The sequence below is a fragment of the Stutzerimonas stutzeri SDM-LAC genome (assembly GCF_000235745.1).
Taxonomy (GTDB): domain Bacteria; phylum Pseudomonadota; class Gammaproteobacteria; order Pseudomonadales; family Pseudomonadaceae; genus Stutzerimonas; species Stutzerimonas stutzeri_H.
This window is the reverse complement of sequence record NZ_AGSX01000019.1, coordinates 38,533-64,230: the sequence shown is the minus strand read 5'-3', so window position 1 is coordinate 64,230 and position 25,698 is coordinate 38,533. Positions and strand designations below refer to the sequence as shown.

The window sequence follows — 25,698 nt, the reverse complement described above, 5'->3', positions numbered from 1 at the left end:
TCATCGAGCAACGGCTGGCATGCTCATCCGATACCGGGCCCGCGGAAGCAAGACCCATCGATCAGCCGATGACTTCAACGCCGCCCATGTATGGCCTGAGCACTTCCGGCACGCGGATGGTGCCATCGGCCTGCTGATAGTTTTCCAACACGGCAACCAGGGTCCGCCCCACGGCGAGGCCGGAACCGTTCAACGTGTGCACGAGTTCGGGCTTACCGGTTTCCGGGTTGCGATAACGCGCCTGCATGCGGCGGGCCTGGAAGTCACCGCAGCTCGAGCATGACGAGATTTCACGATACTTGTCCTGGCTCGGTACCCAGACTTCCAGGTCGTAAGTCTTGATTGCGCCAAAGCCCATGTCACCTGTGCACAGGGACAAAACGCGGTACGGCAGTTCCAGAAGCTGCAAGACCTTCTCCGCATTCGCAGTCAGGCCTTCGAGCGCTTCGAGTGACTGGCTCGGCTCGACAATCTGCACCATTTCGACCTTATCGAACTGATGCTGGCGAATCATGCCGCGGGTATCGCGCCCCGATGCGCCCGCCTCGCTGCGGAAACACGGCGTATGCGCAACGAACTTCAGCGGCAGAAGCTTGGCATCGAGGATCTCACCGGCAACGATATTGGTCAGCGAGACCTCGGCCGTCGGGATCAGGTAGAGATCGGCTTCGTTTTCACGGCTGATTTTGAACAGGTCTTCTTCGAACTTTGGCAGCTGGCCGGTGCCCTGCAGCGCCGGCGCCTGGACCAGATACGGCGTGTACGCCTCCTCGTATCCGTGCTCACGGGTATGTAGATCAATCATGAACTGCGCCAGAGCGCGATGCAGACGGGCAATCGGCCCGCGCATCAATGCAAAGCGGGCGCCGGAGAGCTTGGCAGCTGTCTCGAAATCCAGCCAGCCGTGTTGTTCACCGAGCGCGACATGGTCCTTGACCTCGAACTCGAACGCCGTGGGCGTACCCCAGCGACGCACTTCGACGTTGTCATCCTCATCCTTGCCGACAGGGACCGACTCATGCGGCAGGTTCGGCAGGCTGAGCATCAGCTGATCCAGCTCGCTCTGGATGTTCTCCAGTTCTGCCTTTCCGGCTTCCAGCTCGGAGCCCATGCGATCAACATCGGCAAGCATCGGTGCGATGTCTTCACCACGTTGTTTTGCCTGACCAATGGCTTTGGACCGTGCATTGCGCTCAGCCTGGAGTTGTTCGGTACGGGTCTGCACGGTTTTGCGCTGGGCTTCCAGGGCCTCGATGCGCGCTACATCCAGCTGATAGCCGCGGGTGGCCAGGCGCTCAGCCACATCTTGCAGCTGTGTGCGTACCAGTTTCGAATCAAGCATGGTGGGTCTCGTCTATGGAAGCTTTGAGGAAAGGCGAAGAGGAACAGGAGTTTACTGCGATATGTGCCAGGTTCATAACCGCGCGAGCGCAAGCCCGACCCAGGCAGCCAACAGACCACCGACTACGCTCACGCCGATATAGCTAAACGCCGTCGCGGCCTGACCACTTTCCAGTAAACGCAATCCATCCAGGGAAAAACTGGAAAAGGTGGTCAACGCACCGAGAAACCCGATGATCAGGCCGCCGCGTAGCTCCGGCGATAGGTCGGGACGCTGCAGAAACGAGGCGTAGAGATAGCCAATGAGCAGGCAACCGAGCACATTGACTGCCAGGGTTGCCAGATAGAAATGCCTCGGCCACTGAGCAGAAATCCAGGTGGAAACACCGAACCGGATCAGCGTACCGGCAACGCCACCCGCGGCCACGGCCAGTGCCATGCGAATCATGTCTTTCTCCGTCGGCGCGGGCTCTGTTGATCAAGCCGAGTCAGGTGTTCGAGCTTGTCGCGTATCTTGCCTTCCAGGCCTCGCGGTACCGGATGGTAGTACTGCCGCGGCTCGATCGCTTCGGGGAAGTAATCTTCGCCAGCGGCATACGCCTCAGGCTCATCGTGTGCATAGCGGTATTCGTTGCCATAACCCAGTTCCTTCATCAGCCGGGTTGGCGCATTGCGCAGGTGCAGCGGGACCTCCTGCGAGCCGTTCTCGCGGACATCGCGCATTGCCGCATTGAAGGCGCTGTAGACGGCGTTGCTCTTGGGCGCACAGGCGAGATAGACAATCGCCTGCGCGACCGCCAGTTCACCTTCCGGGCTACCCAGCCGCTCCTGAACATCCCAGGCCGACAGGCACAGACCTAGCGCCCGCGGGTCAGCATTGCCCACTTCTTCACTGGCCATGCGCACAACACGCCGTGCGATGTACAGCGGATCGCAGCCGCCGTCGATCATTCGCGCAAACCAATACAGCGAAGCGTCCGGATTCGACCCGCGTACAGATTTGTGCAGCGCGGATATCTGATCGTAAAAAGCCTCGCCGCCTTTATCGAACCTTCGACGGCTGTCGCCCAGTAAATCCTGCAGCAACTCAACGCTGATCTCGCCGCCTTCTTCGGCCAGGTCGGACGCGTTCTCGAGCAGATTCAGCAAGCGACGGCCGTCCCCATCAGCGGCCGCCATGAGGATCTGAAAGCTTTCGTTCGGCAGGCTCAGATGCAAATCACCGAGGCCTTTCGGCTCGGTCAACGCACGGGTAACCAGCCTGCGCAGCGCCGCTTCATCCAGGCTTTTGAGCACGTAGACGCGTGCGCGAGAGAGCAGCGCGTTGTTCAGCTCGAACGACGGGTTTTCGGTAGTCGCGCCAATAAAGATAAGCGTCCCATCTTCGACATAGGGGAGGAACGCGTCCTGCTGGGACTTGTTGAAGCGGTGCACCTCGTCAACGAAAAGGATCGTACGTCGTCCGTACTGAGCCGCCTGCTGTTTAGCGATTTCGACTGCCTGCCGGATCTCTTTCACACCGGCTAGCACCGCAGAAACGGTTTCAAAATGAGCGTCCGAGACCTTCGCCAACAACCGGGCCAATGTCGTCTTGCCGACACCGGGCGGGCCCCAGAACACCATCGAATGCAACGCACCCTGCTCCAGCGCCTCACGCAACGGTTTGCCACGCGCCAGCAGATGCTCCTGCCCGACGTATTCGTCAAGGCTGGCGGCACGCAAGCGCGCGGCTAAGGGTTGAGCGACAGGTTCGCGACTGAACAGGTCCATCGGCGACGGAAGCCTCTGATGCAAACGGCCTGCAGGGAAGCAGGCCGTATCGGTAAACGGAAAAGCGCCTAGCTGTTACTCGGAAATGACGTCGGCCCCGTCCGGTACTTCGAAGGTGAACAGCTCGGCTTTGAGTGGCTGGTTCAACTTGACGCCCTGAAACAGAATATTGGTGCGCTGACCAACGCCGTCAACCATTTGCATGTCGTTGATCACCCCATCGCGGAAAGACAGACGCAGGCTGTCGAACAGCGTGTCCTTGGCTTTCGGCTTGAGAGTGAAATCAACCACTTCGCCCGCCTCTTGATGCGACACCTCAAAATTCTCGTTGATTGCCGAGACATCGCCCGACAACAGTAATGCCGGGGTATGGGTCAGGCGTTGATCGAGCGTCTGGATGGTGACTTGCTCCAGATCCGGATCGTACAGCCAGACTTTCTTGCCATTGGAAACCAGCAACTGCTCCATCGGCTCATCGGTATGCCAACGAAACTGGCCCGGTCGCTTCAGCGCCATCTCACCAGAGGTTTCCTGCAGCTGGGTTCCAGTGCCATCCAGGGACAACTGGGAAAAACGGCCGGTAAGGGTGTCGGCTTTCTGCAGCAGGCCGGTCAGGCGTTGCACCGAGGCGGCCTGGTCAGCCTGAGCTGGAGCCAGCGTAAACAGCAGAGCGGATGCAAACAACGCACGAATCAATTGCATGAAGCCCTCGGCGACCTAGTCGCGGGTAGGAGGCGGCGCGAGCACTTCGCGCGAGCCGTTGGTGTTCATTGACGTCACTACGCCCGCCATTTCCATGGCTTCGATCATCCGCGCAGCGCGGTTGTAGCCGATTTTGAGCTTGCGCTGAACAGCGGAAATCGATGCTCTGCGGCTTTCGGTAACGAAGCGTACCGCCTCATCGTAAAGCGGATCGTCTTCACTGTCGCCACTGCCGCCGCCCTCGCCTCCGCCACCATCGAAGCCACTACCAGACTCTTCCACGCCCACCAGAATCTCTTCGATGTAATCAGGCGCACCGCGAGCCTTCCAGGCTTCAACAACACGGTGCACCTCTTCGTCGGAAACGAACGCGCCGTGAACCCGAATAGGTAGACCGGTACCCGGCGGCAAGTACAGCATGTCTCCATGCCCAAGCAATTGCTCGGCGCCGCCCTGATCGAGAATTGTCCGAGAGTCGATCTTGCTCGATACCTGGAACGCCATGCGGGTCGGGATGTTGGCCTTGATCAAACCGGTAATCACATCGACCGATGGCCGCTGGGTCGCGAGGATCAGGTGTATACCCGCCGCCCGCGCTTTCTGAGCGATACGCGCGATCAGCTCTTCGACCTTCTTGCCGACAATCATCATCATGTCGGCGAACTCGTCTACCACGACTACGATGGTCGGCAGCTTCTTCAGCAGCGGCGCTTCGTCTTCCATGCTTTCGCGGCGGTAGAGCGGATCTGTCAGCGGAGTACCAGCCTCCTCCGCGTCCTTCACCTTACGGTTGAAACCGGCCAGGTTACGTACGCCCATGGCCGCCATCAGCTTATAGCGCCGCTCCATTTCAGCGACGCTCCAGCGCAACGCGTTGGCCGCCTCCTTCATGTCGGTCACGACTGGACACAGCAAGTGCGGAATGCCTTCATAGATCGACAACTCGAGCATCTTCGGGTCGATCATGATCAATCGCGCATCTTCCGGCGTCGACTTGAAGAGAATCGACAGGATCATCGCATTCACACCGACCGACTTGCCCGAACCGGTGGTACCGGCAACCAGCAAGTGGGGCATTTTTGCGAGGTCCGCAATCACCGGCTTACCACCGATGTCATGGCCGAGTGCGATCGTAACCGGCGATTTGGCATCATCGTAGGGCGCCGAGGACAGGACTTCCGAGAAACGCACGATCTGACGGTCCTCGTTAGGAATCTCGATACCGACCGTGGTCTTGCCTGGAATTACTTCAACAACGCGCACGCTGATGACCGCCAGCGAGCGTGCCAGATCCTTCGCCAGATTGGAGATACGGCTGACCTTGACCCCGGCGGCCGGCTGAATTTCGAAACGCGTGATCACCGGGCCAGGGTGTACTGACTCGACGATGACCTCTACCCCGAATTCCTTCAGCTTGATTTCCAGCAGCCGCGACATGGCTTCAAGCGACTCCGGTGAGTACTGTTTCTGTTGCTTTTCTGCCGTATCCAGCAGCGACAACGGCGGGACGCTGCCTTCGATCAACGGATCAACAAACAGGTTGGCCTGTTTCTCTTTTTGCACTCGCTTGCTCTGCTCAACCGGCTTTTGCGGCGCGGCTGCAGGAATCACCAGGGGCGGACGCTTGTCACGCTCGCTCATGTGCTTGCTTAACGACTCCTCGCGCTCCAGCAAGCGTTCCTTGACCCTGGCTCGTTCGCGATGGTCCGGAAGTGAGCCGGCGACTTCGTTCACTACTTCATCGGCTTCGCGCAGTTGCGCAACGACCTGCTTGCGCTCATTACGAGCGGACCACCAACGGCTGAAGAAGCTCTGAATCAGCTCAACCAGATCGAGCGTAATCTTGCCAGTCAGGTCCATCACCTTGAACCATGAAAGATCCGTAAACACCGTCAGCCCGAACAGAAAGAATGCCAGCAGCAACAACGTGCTGCCCTGGACATTCAGCGCTGCCTCGGCGAGCTGGCCCAGGCTTTCACCCAAGGCTCCCCCTGCCGAAGCAGGCAATCCGTCCGCAAACTGAAAGTGAATATAGGCAAGCGCTGACCCTGAAAGAATCAGAAAAACGAGCCCGATCAAACGCCAGGAAAACAACCACCCATTCCAGCTCCAGGGCTGGTGCCGCGCGCGAAACACCTGCCAAGTTTTGACGCCTAGCAACAAAGGAAACAGGAAAGCAAAGTAGCCGAGCGCCATGAACAGCACGTCAGCAAACCAGGCGCCGGCGCGACCGGCGGCGTTCTGAACCTGCTGGACATTGCTGGTATGAGTCCAACCAGGATCGGAGGGATCGTAGGTAAGCAATGCCATCCAGAGATAGGCGCAAAGTGCACCAAGCGCGATCAACGCGCCCTCTTTGAGACGGTAATGCAACTGCTGGCGCCAGACGGAAGCTGGCGCGGTAGAGGAGGTATTCTTCAAAACGCTTTATTTCCTGCGCCCGCGGCGCGCTCTATGAACCGTAGTCAGCCTGAACTTGGGCATTGTACGGGTTTGTCGATTCGATGGCATGCCGGTTCCGTGCCGGCTTGGGCTTTTGTCCGTGCTTCGGTGTAGCATAAACGCCAGTTTTTTAGGCGTGACTCGACTGGAGCACGCTTCTCCATTGACAACAAAGGCTTATGAGGGCTTTTTATGAATGAAGTCAAGCATTCACGTCTGATCATCCTCGGCTCGGGCCCGGCCGGTTATACCGCGGCCGTATACGCAGCCCGCGCTAATTTGAAGCCGCTGATGATCACCGGCATTCAACCCGGCGGCCAGCTGACTACCACCACCGAAGTCGACAACTGGCCGGGGGATGTTGAGGGCCTGACTGGCCCAGCGCTGATGGAGCGGATGCAGAAGCACGCCGAGCGCTTCGACACCGAAGTGGTTTTCGACCACATCCACACGGCTGAACTGCAGCAACGGCCCTTCGTCCTCAAAGGCGATAGCGCAACCTACAGCTGCGACGCATTGATCATCGCGACCGGAGCATCCGCCCAGTACCTCGGCCTGCCCTCAGAGGAAGCATTTGCAGGACGAGGCGTATCGGCTTGCGCCACCTGTGATGGATTCTTCTACCGCAACCAGGTCGTGGCTGTGATCGGTGGCGGCAACACCGCTGTGGAAGAGGCGCTATACCTCTCGAATATCGCCAAAGAAGTGCACCTGATTCACCGCCGCGACAAGCTGCGCTCGGAAAAGATTTTGCAGGACAAAATCATGGAGAAAGCAGCCAATGGCAATATTCGCCTGCATTGGAACCACACGCTGGAAGAGGTGCTTGGCGATGCGAGCGGCGTGACCGGGGTGAGACTGAAGAGTACCGAGTCCGGCGAGGAGCAGAAGCTTGACCTCGCAGGCGTTTTCATCGCCATCGGACACAAGCCCAACACTGACCTCTTCCATGGCCAGCTGGAGATGAAGGATGGTTACCTTATGGTCAAGGGCGGCAACGAGGGAGACGCTACCAGTACGACCATCCCGGGTGTGTTCGCTGCGGGCGACGTGGCCGATCATGTCTATCGCCAGGCCATCACTTCAGCCGGTGCCGGCTGCATGGCAGCACTTGATGCCGAAAAGTTTCTCGACCTGTAACCTTTCTCGGGCGGACGCTCCATCCGCCCGGTGACTACCGACATGCTGAACTGGCTGCAGCGCGACGACCTGTCGTTCCCCCCGCTGGAAAGAGCCATGCGCGAGCCCAACGGGTTGCTCGCTGCAGGAGGCGATCTGTCGCCCGAACGCTTGCTGGCAGCCTATCGCCATGGCTGCTTTCCCTGGTATCAGGAAGGACAACCGCTGCTCTGGTGGTCACCCGATCCCCGCACGGTGCTCTATCCCGAGGAGCTGCATGTCTCACGGAGCCTGCGCAAGAAGTTGCGGCAAGGGGTGTTCAGCATCACGTTCGACCAAGCGTTTCGAGACGTCATTGAGGGCTGTGCCGGCCCGCGCAACTATACCGACGGGACCTGGATCACCATGCCGATGCAAGAGGCTTACCTGGAGCTGCATCGGCTCGGCATCGCGCATTCAGTTGAAGTCTGGCAAGACGAACGGCTGGTCGGCGGCCTCTATGGCCTCGCAATGGGTCGACTATTCTTCGGCGAATCGATGTTCAGTCGCGCGACAGACGCATCCAAGGCGGGATTCGTGACACTGGTGGAACGTCTCAGAGACCGCGGATTCAAACTGATTGACTGCCAGATGCACACGCATCACCTGGCCAGCTTTGGCGCGAGGCCCATTCCCCGCCAGACCTTCGCCAAGGCGCTGGTCCGCTATCTGGATGAACCCAGCACGGCTCGATGGGAAACCTAGTCGACGAAGCCAAGCTGACCTACACTGACTTCAAGATTTTCGAGAGCTGACCATGACTTCACTGGCTCGTCTCAAGTTCTACGCCACCCAGCCTCACGCCTGCAGTTATCTGCCCGACGAACAGGCCACCACGCTCTTCCTCGACCCCAGCCAGCCGATGGATGCACAGGTGTATGCAGAACTGTCCGAAATGGGCTTCCGCCGCAGCGGCGATCATCTATACCGTCCGCATTGCCAACGCTGCACTGCCTGCATTCCCGCACGGATACCAGCCGACGGACTGCAACTCAATCGTCAGCAGAAGCGCATCCTCAAGCGCAACACCGACCTGAACGTTACCGATGTCCGCCCGTCATTCACCGAAGAGTATTACGCGCTCTACGCAAGCTATATCGAACAGCGCCATGCTGACGGCGATATGTATCCCCCGAGCAGAGATCAGTTTCATACCTTCCTGGTCCGCGACTTGCCCTTTTCCCGCTTCTACGAATTCCGCCTGGAAGGACGTCTGCTCGCGCTCGCGGTGACAGACCTGCTACCCAATGGCCTGTCCGCCGTTTACACCTTTTATGAGCCCAGCGAGGAGCGCCGCAGCCTTGGACGCTTTGCGATTCTCTGGCAGGTCCGTGAAGCGGCCCGGCTCGGTCTAAAGGCGGTCTATCTCGGCTACTGGATCAAAAACTGTCGCAAAATGAACTACAAGACCGAGTATCGCCCAATCGAACTGTTGGTTAACCAGCGCTGGATAACACTAACCTGAGCCCTTGGCTCTCGGAGCCCTTTCAGGCACAATACTTGCCGCTTTTACCCGGGCATTCTTCGCACCGGGTCTATCATTGGACACCGAGGGCTTTACTGAATGTCGAAAGAAGACAGCTTCGAAATGGAAGGTACTGTCGTCGACACCCTACCCAACACCATGTTTCGTGTGGAGTTGGAAAATGGGCACGTCGTTACTGCGCACATCTCCGGAAAGATGCGCAAGAACTACATCCGGATTCTCACCGGTGACAAGGTTCGTGTAGAACTTACACCGTACGACCTGAGCAAAGGCCGCATCACCTACCGCGCCCGTTGACAGGACGCGAGCATGAACGCCCGGCATAGACCGGGCTTTTTGTTTGGGCCCGCGCAAAGGACTGACAACCTCGATTGCTTAACGCACCAACAAGCATAGCGGCCAGGTCTTATTAACCTTGCGCTCTGTCACCATGGTCAAATAAAAACGCCCGGCGATGCCGGGCGTTTTTATTTCAGTACCTCTGATGCGTTACGCCAACTCGACCGAAGTTTCAAAGTCGAAGTACGGCTCGCCGTCCCGGATGTCGATGTGCACTACTCCGCCGTGCTCTGCCAACTCACCGAACAGAATTTCCTCAGCCAACGGCCGCTTGATCTTGTCCTGAATCAGCCGAGCCATTGGCCGCGCGCCCATTTGCACATCGTAACCACGCTCGGCCAACCAACCTCGCGCCGCGTCGGACACCTCAAGCGTGACATGCTTGTCCTCAAGCTGCGCCTGCAACTCAATGAGGAATTTGTCGACGATGCTCTTGATGACTTCGTGACTGAGACGACCAAACTGAATAATGGTGTCCAGGCGATTTCTGAACTCCGGTGTGAAGCTCTTCTTGATCACCTCCATCGCATCCGAGGCGTGATCCTGATGAGTGAAGCCAATCGAGGCTCTCGCCGCGGTTTCTGCACCGGCATTAGTCGTCATGATGACGATGACGTTACGGAAGTCGGCTTTCCGGCCGTTATTATCCGTCAGCGTGCCATGATCCATGACCTGCAATAGCAGGTTGAAAACCTCCGGATGCGCCTTTTCGATCTCATCGAGAAGCAGAACGCAGTGTGGCTGCTTGGTGATTGCCTCGGTCAACAGCCCGCCCTGATCAAAGCCGACATAGCCAGGCGGCGCCCCGATGAGGCGAGACACTGTGTGACGCTCCATGTACTCGGACATATCGAAGCGTACGAGCTCAATACCCAGCGCCCGCGCAAGCTGCCGAGCAGCTTCTGTTTTACCAACACCGGTAGGGCCTGCAAAAAGGAATGAGCCGACCGGTTTATCAGGCGCCTTCAGCCCAGCACGCGAAAGCTTGATCGCCGTGGCCAGCGAATCGATGGCGTCATCCTGACCGAATACGGTCAGCTTCAGGTCTCGCTCCAGATTACGCAGGAGCTCCTTGTCGGAGGTGCTCACATGTTTTGGAGGGATGCGCGCGATCTTCGCGACAATGTCTTCAACCTGCTCGACATCTATCCGCGAGACGCGTTTATCTTCAGGCTGAAGACGCTGGTACGCACCTGCCTCATCGATTACATCGATTGCCTTGTCCGGCATATGCCGATCATTGATATACCGAGACGCGAGCTCCGCTGCCGCGCGAAGCGATTCGTCGCTGTACTCGATGTTGTGGTGCTGCTCGAAGCGACCCTTCAGTCCTCTCAGGATACCGATGGTGTCCTCAACGGACGGCTCGGAAACATCGACCTTCTGGAAGCGACGCGCGAGCGCCCGATCTTTCTCGAAGATGCCACGGAACTCCTGAAAGGTAGTGGATCCGATACAACGGATCTCACCAGACGACAGTAACGGCTTGAGTAAATTTGATGCGTCCATCACGCCGCCCGAAGCAGCACCAGCCCCAATGATGGTGTGAATTTCGTCAATGAACAGGACTGCCTGCGGACGCTTACGAAGCTCATTCAGAAGCGCCTTGAAGCGCTTCTCGAAATCTCCGCGGTACTTCGTGCCGGCTAACAGCGCACCCAGATCGAGTGAATAAACGACGCTATTGGCAAGTAGCTCCGGGACCTGATTATCGACGATGCGCTTGGCAAGTCCCTCAGCAATCGCGGTCTTCCCCACACCAGCCTCACCGACCAGCAACGGATTATTTTTGCGGCGCCGCGCCAGAATCTGGGCAACTCGTTCAACCTCGTGCTCACGACCGACCAACGGATCGATACGGCCCTGACGAGCCAGATCATTCAGATTGCTTGCATAGGCATCAAGCGGGTTTCCGGCAGTAGACGATTCACCACCCTCCTCATCCTGCATTTCCGCATCGCTTTCAGGACTGCCGTTATTACCCGGAACTTTGGAAATACCATGGGCGATGTAATTGACGACGTCGATGCGGGCGACATTCTGCTGTTTGAGCAAGAACACCGCCTGGCTTTCCTGCTCGCTGAAGATCGCAACCAACACATTGGCGCCCGTCACTTCACGCTTACCCGAGCTTTGGACATGAAACACCGCTCGCTGCAATACCCGCTGAAAACCCAGGGTCGGCTGGGTTTCGCGCTCTTCGTCATGCTGTGGAATCAAAGGCGTGGTGGAGTCGATAAATTCCTGGAGGTCGTGACGCAGTTTGTCGAGGCTGGCCCCACAAGCACGCAAAACAGTTGCGGCTGCTTCATTGTCCAGCAAGGCTAACAGAAGGTGCTCAACCGTCATGAACTCATGACGTTTGGTACGTGCCTCCTTGAAAGCCAGATTCAGAGTGACTTCGAGCTCACGGTTCAACATAGCTTTCACCTCTTACCCAGCAGTCGGGTTTAACCGTCCTTCTCGATCTCACAAAGCAACGGATGCTGGCATTCCCTTGCATATTGATTGACCTGCATTGCTTTGGTTTCAGCAACGTCGCGCGTGTAGACGCCACAAACGGCCCGCCCTTCGGTATGAACCGCCAGCATGATCTTGGTGGCCAGCTCCCGATTGTGATTGAAAATTCCTTCGAGCACCTCCACGACGAAATCCATCGGCGTGTAGTCGTCATTAAACATGACAACTTTAAACATCGGTGGTGCCTTCAGTTGCGGCTTGGCTTCTTCGACTGCCAGGCCGGAGGAGTCATCATCCGATGGATTCGGACGATCTTGATTGAATGTTAGTCGAATCTCTGGAAATGCACGCATGCCTATAACAGTTCTAGATCGGGGCGCCGAGGCCGGGTAAGTGGAAAGGCTTCACAGCCACCTGACGAGTCGCCTTGACTATCGGCAAAACGATGATACAAACAGTATGTGCCACAACGGCAACGGGCTGCGCATGTGGGCCATGTGCTGCATCAGCGCGGAATGAAATGGATGTTACTCCAGTGATGGACTCCTTTGCAGAGGGAAAACAGCATGCTAAGCGGTAAGGTCAAGTGGTTCAACAACGCTAAAGGCTACGGATTCATCGTAGCAGACGGCGGCGATGAGGACCTGTTCGCCCATTACTCGGCCATTCAAATGGAAGGGTACAGAACTCTGAAAGCTGGGCAAGCGGTCATGTTCGACATACTGCAAGGTCCAAAGGGCCTACACGCAACCAATATTCGGTCGCTGCAAACCACTGCCGAGGCGGTTGCACCTGTCTCACAGGGCTCGACCGTAGACGCCTGATGCCAGGCAACAAAAAGGCCGATCATCGATCGGCCTTTTTGTGTCGCTCTCGCACGCTTACATGTGGGAGATCATCGCATCGCCGAATTCAGAGCAGGACATCAGCTTCGCGCCGTCCATCAGGCGCTCGAAGTCATAGGTCACTGTCTTGGCTGCAATGGCGGCTTCCGTCGACTTGATGATCAGGTCCGCGGCCTCCAGCCATCCCATATGTCGCAACATCATTTCTGCCGATAGGATCAGCGACCCAGGATTGACCTTATCCTGGCCGGCATATTTCGGCGCCGTGCCGTGTGTGGCTTCGAACATGGCAACCGTGTCCGAGAGGTTGGCGCCCGGCGCGATGCCGATGCCACCGACCTCTGCGGCCAACGCATCGGACAGATAGTCGCCGTTCAGGTTAAGGGTCGCAATAACATCGTACTCAGCGGGACGCAGCAGGATCTGCTGGAGCATTGCATCAGCAATGGCATCCTTGACGACGATATTTTTGCCTGTAGTGGGGTTCTTGAACTGCATCCACGGGCCGCCGTCCAGCAACTCTGCACCGAATTCATCGCGCGCCACCTCATAGCCCCATTCCTTGAATGCGCCTTCGGTGAACTTCATGATGTTGCCCTTGTGGACCAAGGTGACCGAGCTACGGTCATTGTCGACAGCATACTGCAGAGCCTTGCGCACCAGCCGCTTGGTCCCTTCAAGCGATACCGGCTTGATACCGATACCGCAGTTCTCTGTGAAGCGGATCTTCTTGACGCCCATTTCTTCAGTAAGGAATTTGATGACCTTTTCGCATTCAGGCGAACCGGCCTTCCACTCCACGCCTGCGTAAATGTCTTCGGAGTTCTCGCGAAAGATGACCATGTCGACGTCTGCCGGCTTCTTTACCGGGCTGGGTACCCCGGTAAACCAGCGAACCGGACGCTGACAGACATAAAGGTCGAGTTCCTGCCGCAGCGCAACGTTCAATGAGCGAATCCCGCCCCCGACCGGAGTGGTCAGCGGCCCTTTGATCGAAACCACGTAATCACGAACAACATCCAGCGTTTCTTTGGGCAGCCAGGTGTCCTGGTCATACACCTGCGTCGCCTTCTCGCCTGCGTAGATTTCCATCCAGGCGATCTTGCGCTCACCGCCGTAGGCCTTCTCAACGGCCGCATCGACCACCTTGATCATCACTGGACTGATGTCCACGCCAATACCGTCGCCTTCTATATAAGGAATGATCGGATTATTGGGGACATTCAGGGTGTTATCGGTATTGACGGTGATTTTGTCACCGCTGGCAGGCACCTGGATCTTTTGGTATCCCATGCTGGACTCCGTTTTTGTGGTTAAACATTAAACAGTGGTCATCTTCGAAGAGTAACCCAGTTGAATCGGCCTAAACCATATGTTCGTTCGTCGTATGGTCGGGGCATTCTTTGACAACGGGCGGCGGTGATATACTGCTTAGGTGACTAACGAGTCATGAGGGGCAACCGATCTCCGACGAGATCACTGCCTCTGCACCGCCAGACTGCCAACCGCAGCCAGTCGGATCAAACACTCAACACTCCAGTGGTGCTGCATCAAACATCATCGCGGCGAACCTCGAGACTGGCACGGCTAACGCAGCCAGGGCGCCTACCTGCGCACTTCGAGATTCTGTGCACGCTCAGCAAGAGAGAGTTAACTCTAAATGTCCACCCGCTCGAAGATTATCTACACCTTCACCGACGAAGCCCCGGCGCTGGCCACCTATTCGCTTCTGCCCATTGTTGAAGCCTTTGCAGCCTCCGCTGATATAGCCGTCGAAACACGTGACATCTCTCTCGCAGGGCGCATTCTTGCAAGCTTTGCCGATCAGTTGGGTGCCGATAAAGTTGTGGAAGATGACCTGGCCAAGCTTGCCGAGCTGACTAATCAGCCGGACGCCAACATCATCAAGTTACCCAACATCAGCGCTTCCATCCCTCAGCTCAAAGCGGCCATCGCCGAACTGCAAGCCCTGGGTTACAACATCCCCAACTTCCCGGAAGATCCGCAGACCGACGCGGACAAGGAAGTACGGGCGCGTTACGGCAAGGTACTCGGTAGCGCGGTAAACCCGGTCCTGCGCGAAGGCAACTCTGACCGGCGCGCACCGGCGGCCGTGAAAGCCTTCGCTCGCAAGCACCCGCATTCGATGGGTAAGTGGAGCAAGGCATCGCAGTCGCACGCAGACTACATGCGCGGCGGCGATTTTTTCTCCAGCGAACAATCCATCACCATGAAAGCAGCCGGTGATGTGCGCATCGAGTTTGTCGGCAAGGACAACAACGTAGCGGTCATGAAGCAACTCGCCCTCCAGGAAGGCGAAGTGCTCGACGGTATGTTCATGAGCTGTAACAAGCTGCGCGAGTTTTTCGAGGAGACGCTGCAGGACTGCAAGGCAACCGGCGTCATGTGGTCCCTGCACGTCAAGGCCACCATGATGAAGATCTCGCACCCGATCGTATTCGGCCATGCGGTCAGCGTTTACTACAAGGACGTCTTCGACAAGTACGGCGAGCTGTTCAAGGAACTGGGTGTTAACCCAAACAACGGGATCAGCAGCGTTTACGACAAGATCAAATCGCTGCCGGATTCGCAGCAGGAAGAGATTCTGCACGACATCCACGCCTGCTATGCCGAACGCCCCGAAATGGCGATGGTTGACTCCGTTAAGGGCATTACCAACCTGCACATCCCAAGCGATGTGATCGTCGACGCATCCATGCCCGCCATGATCCGTAACTCAGGTCAGATGTGGGGCAAGGATGGAAAGCAGAAGGACACCAAGGCGGTGATGCCGGAGAGCACCTACGCTCGCATTTACCAGGAGATGATCAATTTCTGCAAAACCAATGGCGCCTTTGATCCGGTAACCATGGGCAGCGTGCCGAACGTAGGGCTGATGGCACAGAAAGCTGAAGAGTACGGCTCCCACGACAAGACCTTCGAGATGCAAGCTGACGGCATCATGCGCGTCGTATCGGCCGACGGCACCGTTCTGATGCAACACCCGGTGGAGAAAGGCGACATCTGGCGCGCCTGCCAGACCAAGGACGCGCCGATCCGCGACTGGGTCAAGCTGGCCGTTACACGCGCCCGCCAATCGGACACGCCGGCGATCTTCTGGCTTGACCCGGAGCGCGCCCACGATCGTGAGCTTCAGAAGAAGGTCGAAGCCTACCTGCAGGAGCACGACCTGACTGGTCTGGATATTCGCATGATGGGCTACAACGAAGCGATCCGTGTCAGCATGGAGCGCTTGATTCGTGGTCAGGACACCATCTCCGTGACCGGCAACGTTCTGCGCGACTACCTGACCGACCTGTTCCCGATCATGGAACTCGGCACATCCGCGAAGATGCTCTCCGTCGTCCCGCTTATGGCTGGCGGCGGCATGTATGAAACAGGTGCCGGTGGCTCTGCGCCCAAGCATGTCCAGCAGCTGATCGAGGAAAACCATCTGCGCTGGGACTCGCTCGGTGAGTTCCTGGCGCTGGCGGTATCGCTGGAAGAGACCGGAATCAAAACCGAGAACGTCAAGGCCAAGCTGCTTGGCAAAACGCTGGATGCCGCCACCGGCAAGCTGCTCGACAATAACAAGTCTCCGTCCCGCCGTACTGGTGAGCTGGACAACCGCGGCAGCCACTTCTATCTGGCGTTGTACTGGGCGCAGGAGCTCGCAGCGCAAACCGAAGATCCTGTTCTGCAAGCTCACTTCGCGCCTCTGGCGAAGCAGCTACAGGACAACGAGCAAGCCATTCTGGCTGAGCTGGCCGAGGTTCAGGGCAAGCCAGTCGAGATTGGTGGCTACTACCGCTCCAACCCCGAGCTGACCAGCAAGGCAATGCGCCCTAGCGCAACGTTCAACGCTGCGCTCGCCGCTCTGGCCTGATCGGAGCTGGCGGTACTGGCGAATAAAGTGAACCCCGGCGCTACGCCGGGGTTTCTTTTTTACAGCGCATGTAAACGCGCCCTCTTCGCATCCAAACTAACCCGAGGTTAAACATGACCTGGCATCCACACATCACGGTGGCGACGATTGTCGAAACCGATGGCCGCTTCCTGATGGTCGAAGAATCCAAAGGCGGTCGATTGGTACTCAATCAACCGGCCGGACACCTTGAACCCGACGAAACATTGCGCCAAGCGGCGGTACGCGAAACCCTTGAGGAAACCGGCTGGGAGGTTGCGCTCCAAGGCGTGGTAGGTGTCTATCTATACACTGCACCGAGTAATGGCGTGACCTACCAGCGCGTCTGCTTCGCGGCCTCACCGGTTCGCCATGAGTCACACCGCGAGCTCGATAGTGGCATTGTCGCCGCCCTCTGGATGACTCGAGCCGAACTCGCCAATCAACCGGAACGTTGGCGCAGCGAGCTGATTCTGCGCTGCGTTGATGACTACCTGGCCGGCCCGATCCATGATCTCGCTGTCATACGCGACTGATCGACCTCTAACCGCTTGCTTGGCCGGCCTGTTAGAATTGCACGCTTTGCAGTTAACCCTGAGTCTTTATGCCTGATTCACCATTTATCGCTCCCCAAAACCTGCGCGTCATCGTCGGCATGTCCGGCGGCGTCGACTCTTCGGTTTCCGCCCTGCTTCTGCTTGAGCAGGGTTACCAGGTCGAAGGCCTGTTCATGAAGAACTGGGAAGAAGATGATGGCACCGAGTACTGCACGGCTCGGGAAGATCTGGCAGACGCTCAGGCCGTCTGCGACCGGATCGGCATTAAACTGCACACGGCAAATTTTGCCGCTGAGTACTGGGATAACGTATTCGAGCATTTTCTGGCTGAGTACAAAGCCGGAAGGACGCCCAACCCGGACATCCTTTGCAACCGTGAGATCAAGTTCAAGGCGTTCCTTGATTATGCTCTGGCGCTCGGTGCCGACCTGATTGCCACCGGACATTACGTCAGGCGCCGCGACATTGACGGACGCAGCGAGCTGCTCAAGGGCCTGGACTCGAATAAGGACCAAAGCTATTTCCTCCACGCTGTCGGCGGCGAGCAGCTAAGCAAAACGCTGTTCCCGGTAGGGGAGCTGGAAAAGCCGGCGGTCCGCGCAGTTGCGGAAAAGCACGGTTTGGCGACGGCGAAGAAGAAGGACTCAACAGGAATTTGTTTCATCGGGGAACGTCGCTTCAGCGATTTCCTCAAGCAATATCTACCTGCCCAGCCGGGCGACATCGAGACGATCGATGGCGAAACCATCGGCCGCCATCACGGCCTTATGTACCACACCATCGGTCAGCGACAGGGTTTGGGTATTGGCGGCCTTAAGGATGCAAGCGACGAGCCGTGGTACGTTTTGAGCAAGGATCTCGAGCGTAATGTGTTGGTAGTCGGCCAGGGCAATGATCATCCATGGCTGTTTTCCAGGGCTTTGCTGGTCTCGGAAATCTATTGGGTCAATCCAATCGAGTTACCCGCGCCATTGCAGCTCACGGCCAAGGTGCGCTATCGCCAGAGCGATCAGACATGCACGCTGGAACGGACCGACAACGGCTATCGAGCGGTATTCAACGAGCCGCAACGCGCCGTAACGCCGGGCCAGTCCGTGGTGTTCTACGACGGCGAAACCTGCCTCGGCGGTGGCGTAATCGAGACTGCGGAGCCCTGGTTCGCCGGAGCTCGCCCATGACGCCACGACAGGAACAACTGGTTGCGCTCGGCGCTGTGTTTGAAGCCGCAGCACTGGTTGATCGAATAGCCCGAACCGGACAGGTGCCAAACGCTGCCACGGCAAACCTGCTGGGCAGTCTATTGGTGCGAGAAGACAAGCCGGCTCTGGAAATCTATGGCGGGGACGACCTGAATCTTCGCGAGGGTTATCGAGCACTGGTCGGCGCACTGGAGCGAGATACCAGCAGCCTGCAACGCGAGCCGCTGCGCTATGCGCTGGCAATGATCGGCCTGGAACGGCAACTGGATAAACGCGGCGACCTGTTACAGGTGATAGGCAGTCGCCTGGACCAGATACAGCAGCAGGCCGATCATTTTGGTCTAACCCACGAAAACGTGATCGCCTCTTTTGGCGGGCTGTATCAAGACACGCTTAGTACCTTTCGCCAACGCATTCAGGTACAGGGCGATATGCGCCACCTCCAGCAGAGCGACAACGCTGCGAAGATCCGCGCGCTTCTGCTAGCGGGAATACGTTCAGCGCGGCTCTGGCGCCAGCTCGGCGGACATCGGTGGCAGATGGTATTCAGCCGGCGCAAGCTGCTGGATGAGCTTTATCCGATGCTCCGCTCGGAATAAGCTCCAGCAAATGGCTCGACAAGCAATATTGCCACCGCGACAGCCTACCTGTCGCTTTCATGTATAATCTGCGCCCTCTTTTCGTTGCTCGACTGTCCGAGAATGCCCTTTATGCAGCTTTCCTCGCTCACCGCGGTTTCCCCTGTCGATGGCCGTTACGGCGGCAAAACCAGTGCTCTGCGCCCTATTTTCAGCGAATTCGGTCTGATTCGCTGCCGCGTTCAGGTTGAAGTCCGCTGGTTGCAGCGCCTGGCTGCACATGCTGGTATTCCTGAGGTGGCGCCTTTCTCGGACGAAGCCAATGCGCTTCTCGATCAGCTCGCCGAGAATTTCCAACTCGAGCATGCCGAACGCGTTAAGGAATTCGAGCGCACCACCAACCATGACGTGAAAGCGGTGGAATACCTCCTCAAGGAGCAGGCCAAGCAGTTGCCGGAGCTGGCGAAGGTCAACGAGTTCATTCATTTCGCCTGCACCAGCGAGGACATCAATAACCTGTCTCACGCACTGATGCTGCGCGAAGGCCGGGACGAGGTGTTATTGCCCCTGATGCGTCAGCTGGCGGACGCAATCCGCGCACTGGCCGTCGCCTACGCCGACGTACCGATGCTCTCCCGCACGCACGGCCAACCCGCCTCGCCCACTACCCTTGGCAAAGAACTGGCCAACGTGGTCTACCGCCTCGAGCGCCAGATTGCACAGGTCGCCGCTGTACCCCTGCTGGGCAAGATCAACGGCGCGGTCGGCAACTACAACGCCCACCTGTCCGCCTATCCGAATGTCGACTGGGAAGCCAACGCGCGCGAATTCATCGAAGGCGACCTGGGGCTCTCCTGGAACCCCTACACCACGCAGATCGAGCCTCACGATTACATCGCAGAGCTGTTCGATGCGGTCGCTCGATTCAATACCATTCTTATCGATTTCGATCGCGATATCTGGGGCTACATTTCGCTGGGTTATTTCAAGCAGCGCACCGTTGCAGGCGAAATTGGCTCCTCGACCATGCCGCACAAGGTCAACCCGATCGATTTCGAAAATTCGGAAGGCAATCTCGGCATCGCCAATGCGCTGCTGAGCCACCTGGCGAGCAAGTTGCCCATTTCCCGCTGGCAGCGGGACCTGACCGACTCAACTGTGCTACGCAATCTGGGTGTCGGCTTTGCTCATAGCATCATTGCGTACGAAGCCAGCCTCAAAGGCATCGGCAAACTCGAGCTCAACGAAGCGCGCATCGCGCAGGACCTTGATGCGTGCTGGGAAGTGCTGGCCGAGCCGATCCAGACCGTGATGCGTCGCTATGCCATTGAGAACCCCTACGAGAAACTCAAGGAGTTGACCCGAGGCAAAGGCATCAGCCCCGAGGCGCTGCAGACTTTCATCGACGGCCTGGATATGCCAGCCGAAGCCAAGCAGGAGCTGCGCAAACTGACTCCCGCCGCCTACATCGGCAACGCGATCGAGCAAGCCAAGCGGATCTGAGCGAACCCATTATTTGCACGCCCGGCTGTGCCGGGCGTTTTTATTTCAGCTCTTGAACAGAGCAAGGTATCTGGCATGACTTCCGACACTCCTTTACAAATCCTCGGCGGGATCAGCGCGCGCGAATTTCTTCGTGACTACTGGCAGAAAAAACCTCTACTGGTCCGCCAGGCCATTCCCGGGTTCGAAAGCCCGGTTTCCCCAGATGAATTGGCCGGCTTATCACTGGAAGAAGAAGTCGAGTCGCGCCTGGTCATCGAGCATGGCGACATACCTTGGGAGCTGCGCCGTGGTCCGTTCAGTGAAGACACCTATCAAAGCCTGCCAGAACGAGACTGGACGCTGCTCGTACAGGCGGTCGATCAACTGGTGCCGGAAGTCGCCGAGCTAATCGAGCACTTCCGTTTTTTGCCGAACTGGCGAATTGACGACATCATGGTCAGCTTCGCGGCGCCGGGCGGCGGAGTGGGCCCGCATTTCGATAATTACGACGTTTTCCTGTTGCAGGCACATGGGCAGCGACGCTGGCGCGTAGGACAGATGTGCGACAGCGAGAGCGCAATGCTCACGCATGCTGATCTGCGCATACTTGCGGACTTTCAGGGCACTGACGAATGGGTACTTGAGCCAGGCGACATGCTCTATCTGCCGCCGAGACTTGCTCATTTCGGCACCGCCGAAGACGCCTGCATGACCTACTCGCTGGGCTTCAGGGCACCCAGCGCAGCAGAGGTCCTAACCCACTTTACCGACTTCCTCGCGCAATTTTTGCCTGATGAAGAGCGTTACAGCGACGCGGATCTGCTGCCGATCGATGACCCACACCAGATTCAAAGCGATGCGCTAGATCGCCTGCGGGCGATGCTCGCCGAGCATATGGGCGACGAGCGCCTGTTGCTCACCTGGTTTGGACAATTCATGACCGAGCCGCGCTATCCGGAGCGAGTGCAGGGTCCAGAGATCGACGAGAAGGCCATGCTGGCGGCGTTGGAGGATGGCGCAATACTTGTACGGAACCTAAGCGCGCGCATGGCCTGGAGCGAAGTGGACATCGGCCTGTTGCTATTTGCCAGTGGCCAGAGCCGACTGCTTCCAGCGCATCTGAAAGAACTGTTGAAATTGATCTGCTCTGCCGACGCCCTCCATGCAGAAAACCTTGCTGGCTGGCTGGGCGATGAGGATGGGCGTAATCTCGTTCTGCAATTGGTCAAACAGGGAAGTCTGGAGTTTGCTGATGAGTAACATAGAAGTTCGCATCGCCGACTGGCAGCAGGATAACGCCGAGCTACGCCGAATTCGGGAGACCGTGTTCATCGCTGAACAATCGGTGCCGCCGGAGTTGGAATGGGACTCGGATGATACCGAGGCCGTGCATTTTCTCGCCCTGGAAAGTGGCTACCCGATCGGCACCGCGCGACTGCTTAACGACGGGCACATTGGCCGCGTTTCGGTATTGCGCGACTGGCGCGGGATGAATGTCGGCGGCGCACTGATGAAAGCGGCCATTGACGAGGCTGAGCGGCGCGGTCTCAATGAACAGCGACTCACCGCTCAGGTGCATGCCACATCATTTTATGAGCGTCTTGGCTTCGAAGTAGTCAGTGAGGAGTTCCTCGAAGCCGGCCTTCCCCACGTCGATATGCTACGCAAGAGCCACTAGCCATATGGCACATGACGACCCGGATCACTCTGTCAGCGAAGACGTCTCGCCGATGATCGAGTTCCTGTCACCGGGTCGTTTCCAGATTGATAACCCAGCTGCAAGGCCTGTCCAGCCTCAAGAATGGAGCGCAGCACCGTTTACGCTAGGTGTGACCACTACCGCTCAGCCTTTCAATGGCATGGACGAAGCTCGTGAGCATGCGCTTTCACTGATCCGGCAAGCCAGGCGCAGCCTGAGTATCTATACGCCGGACCTGGAACCCTGGCTATACAACCACAGCAGCATCCAAACGGCCTGCTCGCAGTTCTTGCGGGCTCACCCACGCAACCACCTGCGTATCTTGGTGAGCGACACTTCTCGCGCAGCCACTGAAGGGCACTGCCTGGTTACCCTAAGCCGCAGATTGACCAGCAATTTCCATATTCGCAGTGCTCATCCCGATTATCTAGTACACCCACCCGCATGCCTTATAGCCGACGAGTGCGGCATTGTGATTCGCCCGAACGCAGATCAGTTCTCGGGCCATGCGCAGTACCGAGACCCTGGTCGCGCACGCCAACAACAACGGCTATTCGATGTCGCCTGGGACCGTAGCCTTCTTGATCCCAATATGCGGAGCTTTTTGCTATGAGCCGTCATCTGCTCGCTGCTTGCCTGTTAATCGTCAGCTCGACGCTACACGCCGCGACAGAGGTGATCGCGCTGGATTTCCGAATGGCTGAAGACGTGCTACCGATTGCCCAATCGGTGGTAGCTGATCAAGGCAAGGTGAATGCGTACGGCAACCAGTTGATAGTCAACGCACCGCCTGCCGTGATCAGCGAGCTTCGAGACGTCCTGTCCAAGCTTGATACCGAACCCCGTAGACTGCTGATTAGTGTCGATACGCAAAACACAGCCACTGGCAGCGAAAGCGGCTATCGGATCGACAGTGGAACGCGCATTGGCGACGTCGAGATCCAGAGCGGCCGGGGGGAGAATCGAAGTCGAGATCAAGTGCGGATCATTCGCCACAGCACCAATAGCCAAGGCGGCGGAGTGCAACAGGTCCAGGCCACCGAGGGCTATCCTGCGCTGATTCAGATAGGCCAAAGCGTCCCCATCACCACCATGGGGAGCGACGGCTACGGGCAGCTCTATCAACAAACTCAGTATCGCGATGTCACGCGCGGTTTCTATGCCACCGCTACCATCCAGGGCGATCGAGTGCAGGTTACGATCAGCAGCCATAACGACCGCATGAGCGCATCCCAACCAGGTGCAATCAATATCCAGCAAACCGATACGCGAGTCAGCGGACGACTTGGCGAATGGATCGAGCTCGGCGGTGTCGACGAATCCGCAAGCTCCACCGAGAACGGAATGCTGCGCAGATACTCCACGGAAGGTCGCCAAGACCTCTCTCTACGACTGAAAGTAGACACGCTGAATTGAGAAGGTTCAGCGGACAAACGACGTTCCGTTAAAAATGTAGTGCCTATAAAAATCCACTACAAAACATTTGACGAACCTACTTTGCCGGCGCATTATGGCCCCGCTCCCGCTAACCAGAGGCTCTGAACAGAGGCCTCCGGATCGCACTCAGCCAACCAGCAGAGGCGTTCCGTGACTGTACTGCCCACAAGGCGGACTGACGAGGTTGCGACTGGAACGAGTCGTCCTGAGGGACGGGGAAGCGATTAACGCATCAGCTCGAGACGTCAGTTTGCTGGTCCACCCAACGGCCCCGGGTCGCTGTGTGTTGGAGTGCCACGATCATTCCACAGCTAGCCAAGTTCTCTTGCGGTCGTAACTGCATACCCTCCTCTCCTTGGTTCAATCCTCGTCTCGGTCGATATTTCGACGCTCTGCCGCGTGCTATCCGCATCATCAGCGCAAACACGCAGGTTTCAGTGGGAAAAGTCGGTGCTCAACCAAACACGAATTTCTTTGAAGGATTGACCATGTCCGCTTATCAAAACGACATCAAAGCCGTTGCCGCTCTGAAAGAAGTAGCTGGAAGCAGCTGGAGCGCTATCAACCCTGAGTCCGTGGCTCGCATGCGTGCTCAGAACCGCTTCAAGACCGGTCTGGAAATCGCTCAGTACACCGCCGACATCATGCGCAAGGACATGGCCGAGTACGACGCCGATACGTCCGTTTACACCCAGTCGCTGGGTTGCTGGCACGGCTTCATCGGTCAGCAGAAGCTGATCTCCATCAAGAAGCACCTGAAGACCACCAACAAGCGCTACCTCTACCTGTCCGGCTGGATGGTTGCTGCTCTGCGCTCCGAGTTCGGCCCGCTGCCGGACCAGTCGATGCACGAGAAGACTGCTGTTTCCAACCTGATCGAGGAGCTGTACACCTTCCTGCGCCAGGCTGACAGCCGCGAGCTGGACCTGCTGTTCACCAGCCTGGACGCCGCTCGCGAAGCCGGCGACACCGCCAAGGCTGCCGAGATCCAGAACCAGATCGACAACTACGAAACCCACATCGTACCGATCATCGCCGATATCGACGCGGGCTTCGGTAACCCGGAAGCCACCTACCTGCTGGCCAAGCGCATGATCGAAGCCGGCGCTTGCTGCATCCAAATCGAAAACCAGGTGTCTGACGAGAAGCAGTGTGGCCACCAGGACGGTAAAGTCACCGTTCCGCACGCCGACTTCCTCGCCAAGATCGCTGCCGTCCGCTACGCATTCCTGGAACTGGGCATCGACAACGGCGTGATCGTTGCGCGTACCGACTCCCTGGGTGCCGGCCTGACCAAGCAGATCGCCGTGACCAAAGAGCCAGGCGACCTGGGCGACCAGTACAACTCCTTCTTGGATTGCGAAGAAATCACCGAAGCCGAACTGGGCAACGGCGACGTCGTGATCAAGCGTGAAGGCAAGCTGCTGCGTCCCAAGCGCCTGCCATCCAACCTCTTCCAGTTCCGCAAGGGCACTGGCGAAGCCCGCTGCGTACTGGACTGCATCACCTCGCTGCAGAACGGTGCCGACCTGCTGTGGATCGAAACCGAGAAGCCGCACGTTGGCCAGATCGCTGCCATGGTTGACGAAATCCGCAAGGTCATCCCGAACGCCAAGCTGGTCTACAACAACAGCCCATCGTTCAACTGGACCCTCAACTTCCGTCAGCAGGTGTTCGACGCATTCGTTGCCGAAGGCAAGGACGTTTCCGCCTACGACCGCGCCAAGCTGATGAGCGTCGAGTACGACGAAACAGAACTGGCCCAGGTTGCCGACGAGAAGATCCGTACCTTCCAGAAGGACGGCTCCGCTCACGCAGGCATCTTCCACCACCTGATCACTCTGCCGACCTATCACACTGCTGCGCTGTCCACCGACAACCTGGCCAAAGGGTACTTCGCAGATCAGGGCATGCTGGCCTACGTCAAAGGCGTGCAGCGTGAAGAGCTGCGTCAGGGCATCGCCTGCGTCAAGCACCAGAACATGGCTGGCTCCGACATCGGCGACAACCATAAAGAGTACTTCGCTGGCGAAGCGGCTCTGAAGGCGAGCGGTAAAGACAACACCATGAACCAGTTCCACTAAGAGCTGGATCTGGCGCAGGCATCGCCTGTGCCAGTGGTGTGACAGATGCCAGGCATCTGCATAAAAGCTGCCCCGAAAGGGCAGCTTTTTTGTTTGCGCATGAAGTGCAATCAACGCATGAACAGCTCTCTCGCGACCACCGCACACACCTCCCCCACTTTCTTCTGCAATATCTGCCAGTGGCCAGCAGCCGCGGCCTGAAACACCGCTAG

The 25,698-nt window shown here is 57.8% G+C and carries 23 protein-coding genes; 15 read left to right on the top strand and 8 right to left on the bottom strand.

Going from position 1 to position 25,698, the window contains the following annotated elements:
- Positions 1-61 precede the first annotated feature (61 nt).
- The 5 genes from serS to ftsK all read right to left on the bottom strand — a co-directional run bounded on the left by serS (position 62) and on the right by ftsK (position 6,234).
- The gene (serS, locus tag PSTU_RS0102690; protein WP_019339502.1) at positions 62-1,342 is read right to left on the bottom strand and encodes a serine--tRNA ligase; all 1,281 of its coding nucleotides are present in this window, start codon (positions 1,340-1,342) and stop codon (positions 62-64) included.
- Between the two features lie 72 nt (positions 1,343-1,414).
- Entirely contained in the window at positions 1,415-1,789 is a 375-nt protein-coding gene (gene crcB / locus PSTU_RS0102685; RefSeq protein WP_019339501.1) for a fluoride efflux transporter CrcB, read from the bottom strand.
- On the bottom strand, positions 1,786-3,111 hold the full coding sequence (locus tag PSTU_RS0102680; protein ID WP_019339500.1) for a replication-associated recombination protein A: 1,326 nt from the start codon (positions 3,109-3,111) through the stop codon (positions 1,786-1,788). Before PSTU_RS0102680 ends, crcB begins: the two co-directional genes overlap by 4 nt.
- Before the next feature lie 75 nt (positions 3,112-3,186).
- Positions 3,187-3,813: an outer membrane lipoprotein chaperone LolA gene (gene lolA, locus PSTU_RS0102675; protein ID WP_019339499.1), complete on the bottom strand. Its 627-nt coding sequence runs from the start codon at positions 3,811-3,813 to the stop codon at positions 3,187-3,189.
- A 15-nt stretch (positions 3,814-3,828) separates the two neighbouring features.
- Positions 3,829-6,234, bottom strand: a complete 2,406-nt coding sequence (gene ftsK / locus PSTU_RS0102670) for a DNA translocase FtsK (protein ID WP_019339498.1) — start codon at positions 6,232-6,234, stop codon at positions 3,829-3,831.
- A gap of 213 nt (positions 6,235-6,447) precedes the next feature.
- Between ftsK and trxB the strand changes: the two genes are divergently transcribed.
- From trxB to infA, 4 genes are all read left to right on the top strand, one after another.
- Positions 6,448-7,395 carry a thioredoxin-disulfide reductase gene (trxB, locus tag PSTU_RS0102665; RefSeq protein WP_019339497.1) on the top strand — a complete coding sequence of 316 codons (948 nt, stop codon included), beginning with the start codon at positions 6,448-6,450 and terminating at the stop codon, positions 7,393-7,395.
- Between the two features lie 42 nt (positions 7,396-7,437).
- Positions 7,438-8,118: a leucyl/phenylalanyl-tRNA--protein transferase gene (aat, locus tag PSTU_RS0102660; RefSeq protein ID WP_019339496.1), complete on the top strand. Its 681-nt coding sequence runs from the start codon at positions 7,438-7,440 to the stop codon at positions 8,116-8,118.
- Positions 8,119-8,170: 52 nt separating this feature from the next.
- Positions 8,171-8,878 carry an arginyltransferase gene (locus tag PSTU_RS0102655; RefSeq protein ID WP_019339495.1) on the top strand — a complete coding sequence of 236 codons (708 nt, stop codon included), beginning with the start codon at positions 8,171-8,173 and terminating at the stop codon, positions 8,876-8,878.
- Between the two features lie 99 nt (positions 8,879-8,977).
- The gene (gene infA, locus PSTU_RS0102650) at positions 8,978-9,196 is read left to right on the top strand and encodes a translation initiation factor IF-1 (protein ID WP_002553999.1); all 219 of its coding nucleotides are present in this window, start codon (positions 8,978-8,980) and stop codon (positions 9,194-9,196) included.
- Between the two features lie 192 nt (positions 9,197-9,388).
- Here infA and clpA read toward each other — a convergent pair whose 3' ends face one another.
- The gene (clpA, locus tag PSTU_RS0102645; RefSeq protein ID WP_019339494.1) at positions 9,389-11,659 is read right to left on the bottom strand and encodes an ATP-dependent Clp protease ATP-binding subunit ClpA; all 2,271 of its coding nucleotides are present in this window, start codon (positions 11,657-11,659) and stop codon (positions 9,389-9,391) included.
- A 29-nt stretch (positions 11,660-11,688) separates the two neighbouring features.
- Complete coding sequence (clpS, locus tag PSTU_RS0102640) at positions 11,689-12,051, bottom strand: ATP-dependent Clp protease adapter ClpS (protein WP_019339493.1); 363 nt, start codon at positions 12,049-12,051, stop codon at positions 11,689-11,691.
- Between the two features lie 213 nt (positions 12,052-12,264).
- Between clpS and cspD the strand changes: the two genes are divergently transcribed.
- Positions 12,265-12,522 (top strand): cold shock domain-containing protein CspD, encoded by a 258-nt coding sequence (gene cspD / locus PSTU_RS0102635; RefSeq protein ID WP_019339492.1) that lies wholly within the window; start codon positions 12,265-12,267, stop codon positions 12,520-12,522.
- A gap of 57 nt (positions 12,523-12,579) precedes the next feature.
- Here the strand turns inward: cspD and icd are convergent, their stop codons facing one another.
- Entirely contained in the window at positions 12,580-13,836 is a 1,257-nt protein-coding gene (gene icd / locus PSTU_RS0102630) for an NADP-dependent isocitrate dehydrogenase (RefSeq protein ID WP_019339491.1), read from the bottom strand.
- Positions 13,837-14,203: 367 nt separating this feature from the next.
- Here icd and PSTU_RS0102625 point away from each other — a divergent pair, with 367 nt between their 5' ends.
- From PSTU_RS0102625 to PSTU_RS0102580, 10 genes are all read left to right on the top strand, one after another.
- Entirely contained in the window at positions 14,204-16,429 is a 2,226-nt protein-coding gene (locus PSTU_RS0102625; RefSeq protein WP_019339490.1) for an NADP-dependent isocitrate dehydrogenase, read from the top strand.
- 113 nt (positions 16,430-16,542) lie between these two features.
- On the top strand, positions 16,543-16,983 hold the full coding sequence (locus tag PSTU_RS0102620; RefSeq protein ID WP_019339489.1) for an NUDIX hydrolase: 441 nt from the start codon (positions 16,543-16,545) through the stop codon (positions 16,981-16,983).
- A gap of 68 nt (positions 16,984-17,051) precedes the next feature.
- Positions 17,052-18,182 carry a tRNA 2-thiouridine(34) synthase MnmA gene (mnmA, locus tag PSTU_RS0102615; RefSeq protein WP_019339488.1) on the top strand — a complete coding sequence of 377 codons (1,131 nt, stop codon included), beginning with the start codon at positions 17,052-17,054 and terminating at the stop codon, positions 18,180-18,182.
- Positions 18,179-18,802 (top strand): high frequency lysogenization protein HflD, encoded by a 624-nt coding sequence (gene hflD / locus PSTU_RS0102610; RefSeq protein ID WP_019339487.1) that lies wholly within the window; start codon positions 18,179-18,181, stop codon positions 18,800-18,802. Before mnmA ends, hflD begins: the two co-directional genes overlap by 4 nt.
- Positions 18,803-18,913: 111 nt before the next feature.
- Entirely contained in the window at positions 18,914-20,284 is a 1,371-nt protein-coding gene (gene purB / locus PSTU_RS0102605; protein WP_019339486.1) for an adenylosuccinate lyase, read from the top strand.
- A 75-nt stretch (positions 20,285-20,359) separates the two neighbouring features.
- The gene (locus PSTU_RS0102600) at positions 20,360-21,526 is read left to right on the top strand and encodes a cupin domain-containing protein (protein WP_019339485.1); all 1,167 of its coding nucleotides are present in this window, start codon (positions 20,360-20,362) and stop codon (positions 21,524-21,526) included.
- Positions 21,519-21,944, top strand: coding sequence for a GNAT family N-acetyltransferase (locus tag PSTU_RS0102595; protein ID WP_019339484.1), 426 nt, complete (start codon positions 21,519-21,521; stop codon positions 21,942-21,944). The genes PSTU_RS0102600 and PSTU_RS0102595 overlap by 8 nt, the downstream gene beginning before the upstream one ends.
- Before the next feature lie 4 nt (positions 21,945-21,948).
- Complete coding sequence (locus tag PSTU_RS22255; RefSeq protein ID WP_019339483.1) at positions 21,949-22,578, top strand: hypothetical protein; 630 nt, start codon at positions 21,949-21,951, stop codon at positions 22,576-22,578.
- On the top strand, positions 22,575-23,381 hold the full coding sequence (locus PSTU_RS0102585; RefSeq protein WP_019339482.1) for a secretin N-terminal domain-containing protein: 807 nt from the start codon (positions 22,575-22,577) through the stop codon (positions 23,379-23,381). Before PSTU_RS22255 ends, PSTU_RS0102585 begins: the two co-directional genes overlap by 4 nt.
- A gap of 509 nt (positions 23,382-23,890) precedes the next feature.
- Complete coding sequence (locus PSTU_RS0102580; RefSeq protein ID WP_019339481.1) at positions 23,891-25,486, top strand: isocitrate lyase; 1,596 nt, start codon at positions 23,891-23,893, stop codon at positions 25,484-25,486.
- The last annotated feature ends 212 nt before the right edge of the window (positions 25,487-25,698 follow it).

Coding starts and splice junctions, on each gene's coding strand:
- PSTU_RS0102585 (WP_019339482.1), top strand. CDS start 22,575: ATGAGCCGTCATCTGCTCGCTGCTTGCCTGTTAATCGTCAGCTCGACG.
- PSTU_RS0102625 (WP_019339490.1), top strand. CDS start 14,204: ATGTCCACCCGCTCGAAGATTATCTACACCTTCACCGACGAAGCCCCG.
- clpS (WP_019339493.1), bottom strand. CDS start 12,051: ATGCGTGCATTTCCAGAGATTCGACTAACATTCAATCAAGATCGTCCG.
- trxB (WP_019339497.1), top strand. CDS start 6,448: ATGAATGAAGTCAAGCATTCACGTCTGATCATCCTCGGCTCGGGCCCG.
- clpA (WP_019339494.1), bottom strand. CDS start 11,659: ATGTTGAACCGTGAGCTCGAAGTCACTCTGAATCTGGCTTTCAAGGAG.
- PSTU_RS22255 (WP_019339483.1), top strand. CDS start 21,949: ATGGCACATGACGACCCGGATCACTCTGTCAGCGAAGACGTCTCGCCG.
- aat (WP_019339496.1), top strand. CDS start 7,438: ATGCTGAACTGGCTGCAGCGCGACGACCTGTCGTTCCCCCCGCTGGAA.
- PSTU_RS0102680 (WP_019339500.1), bottom strand. CDS start 3,111: ATGGACCTGTTCAGTCGCGAACCTGTCGCTCAACCCTTAGCCGCGCGC.
- icd (WP_019339491.1), bottom strand. CDS start 13,836: ATGGGATACCAAAAGATCCAGGTGCCTGCCAGCGGTGACAAAATCACC.
- PSTU_RS0102595 (WP_019339484.1), top strand. CDS start 21,519: ATGAGTAACATAGAAGTTCGCATCGCCGACTGGCAGCAGGATAACGCC.
- lolA (WP_019339499.1), bottom strand. CDS start 3,813: ATGCAATTGATTCGTGCGTTGTTTGCATCCGCTCTGCTGTTTACGCTG.
- PSTU_RS0102655 (WP_019339495.1), top strand. CDS start 8,171: ATGACTTCACTGGCTCGTCTCAAGTTCTACGCCACCCAGCCTCACGCC.
- infA (WP_002553999.1), top strand. CDS start 8,978: ATGTCGAAAGAAGACAGCTTCGAAATGGAAGGTACTGTCGTCGACACC.
- mnmA (WP_019339488.1), top strand. CDS start 17,052: ATGCCTGATTCACCATTTATCGCTCCCCAAAACCTGCGCGTCATCGTC.
- purB (WP_019339486.1), top strand. CDS start 18,914: ATGCAGCTTTCCTCGCTCACCGCGGTTTCCCCTGTCGATGGCCGTTAC.
- serS (WP_019339502.1), bottom strand. CDS start 1,342: ATGCTTGATTCGAAACTGGTACGCACACAGCTGCAAGATGTGGCTGAG.
- cspD (WP_019339492.1), top strand. CDS start 12,265: ATGCTAAGCGGTAAGGTCAAGTGGTTCAACAACGCTAAAGGCTACGGA.
- hflD (WP_019339487.1), top strand. CDS start 18,179: ATGACGCCACGACAGGAACAACTGGTTGCGCTCGGCGCTGTGTTTGAA.
- PSTU_RS0102620 (WP_019339489.1), top strand. CDS start 16,543: ATGACCTGGCATCCACACATCACGGTGGCGACGATTGTCGAAACCGAT.
- PSTU_RS0102600 (WP_019339485.1), top strand. CDS start 20,360: ATGACTTCCGACACTCCTTTACAAATCCTCGGCGGGATCAGCGCGCGC.
- crcB (WP_019339501.1), bottom strand. CDS start 1,789: ATGATTCGCATGGCACTGGCCGTGGCCGCGGGTGGCGTTGCCGGTACG.
- PSTU_RS0102580 (WP_019339481.1), top strand. CDS start 23,891: ATGTCCGCTTATCAAAACGACATCAAAGCCGTTGCCGCTCTGAAAGAA.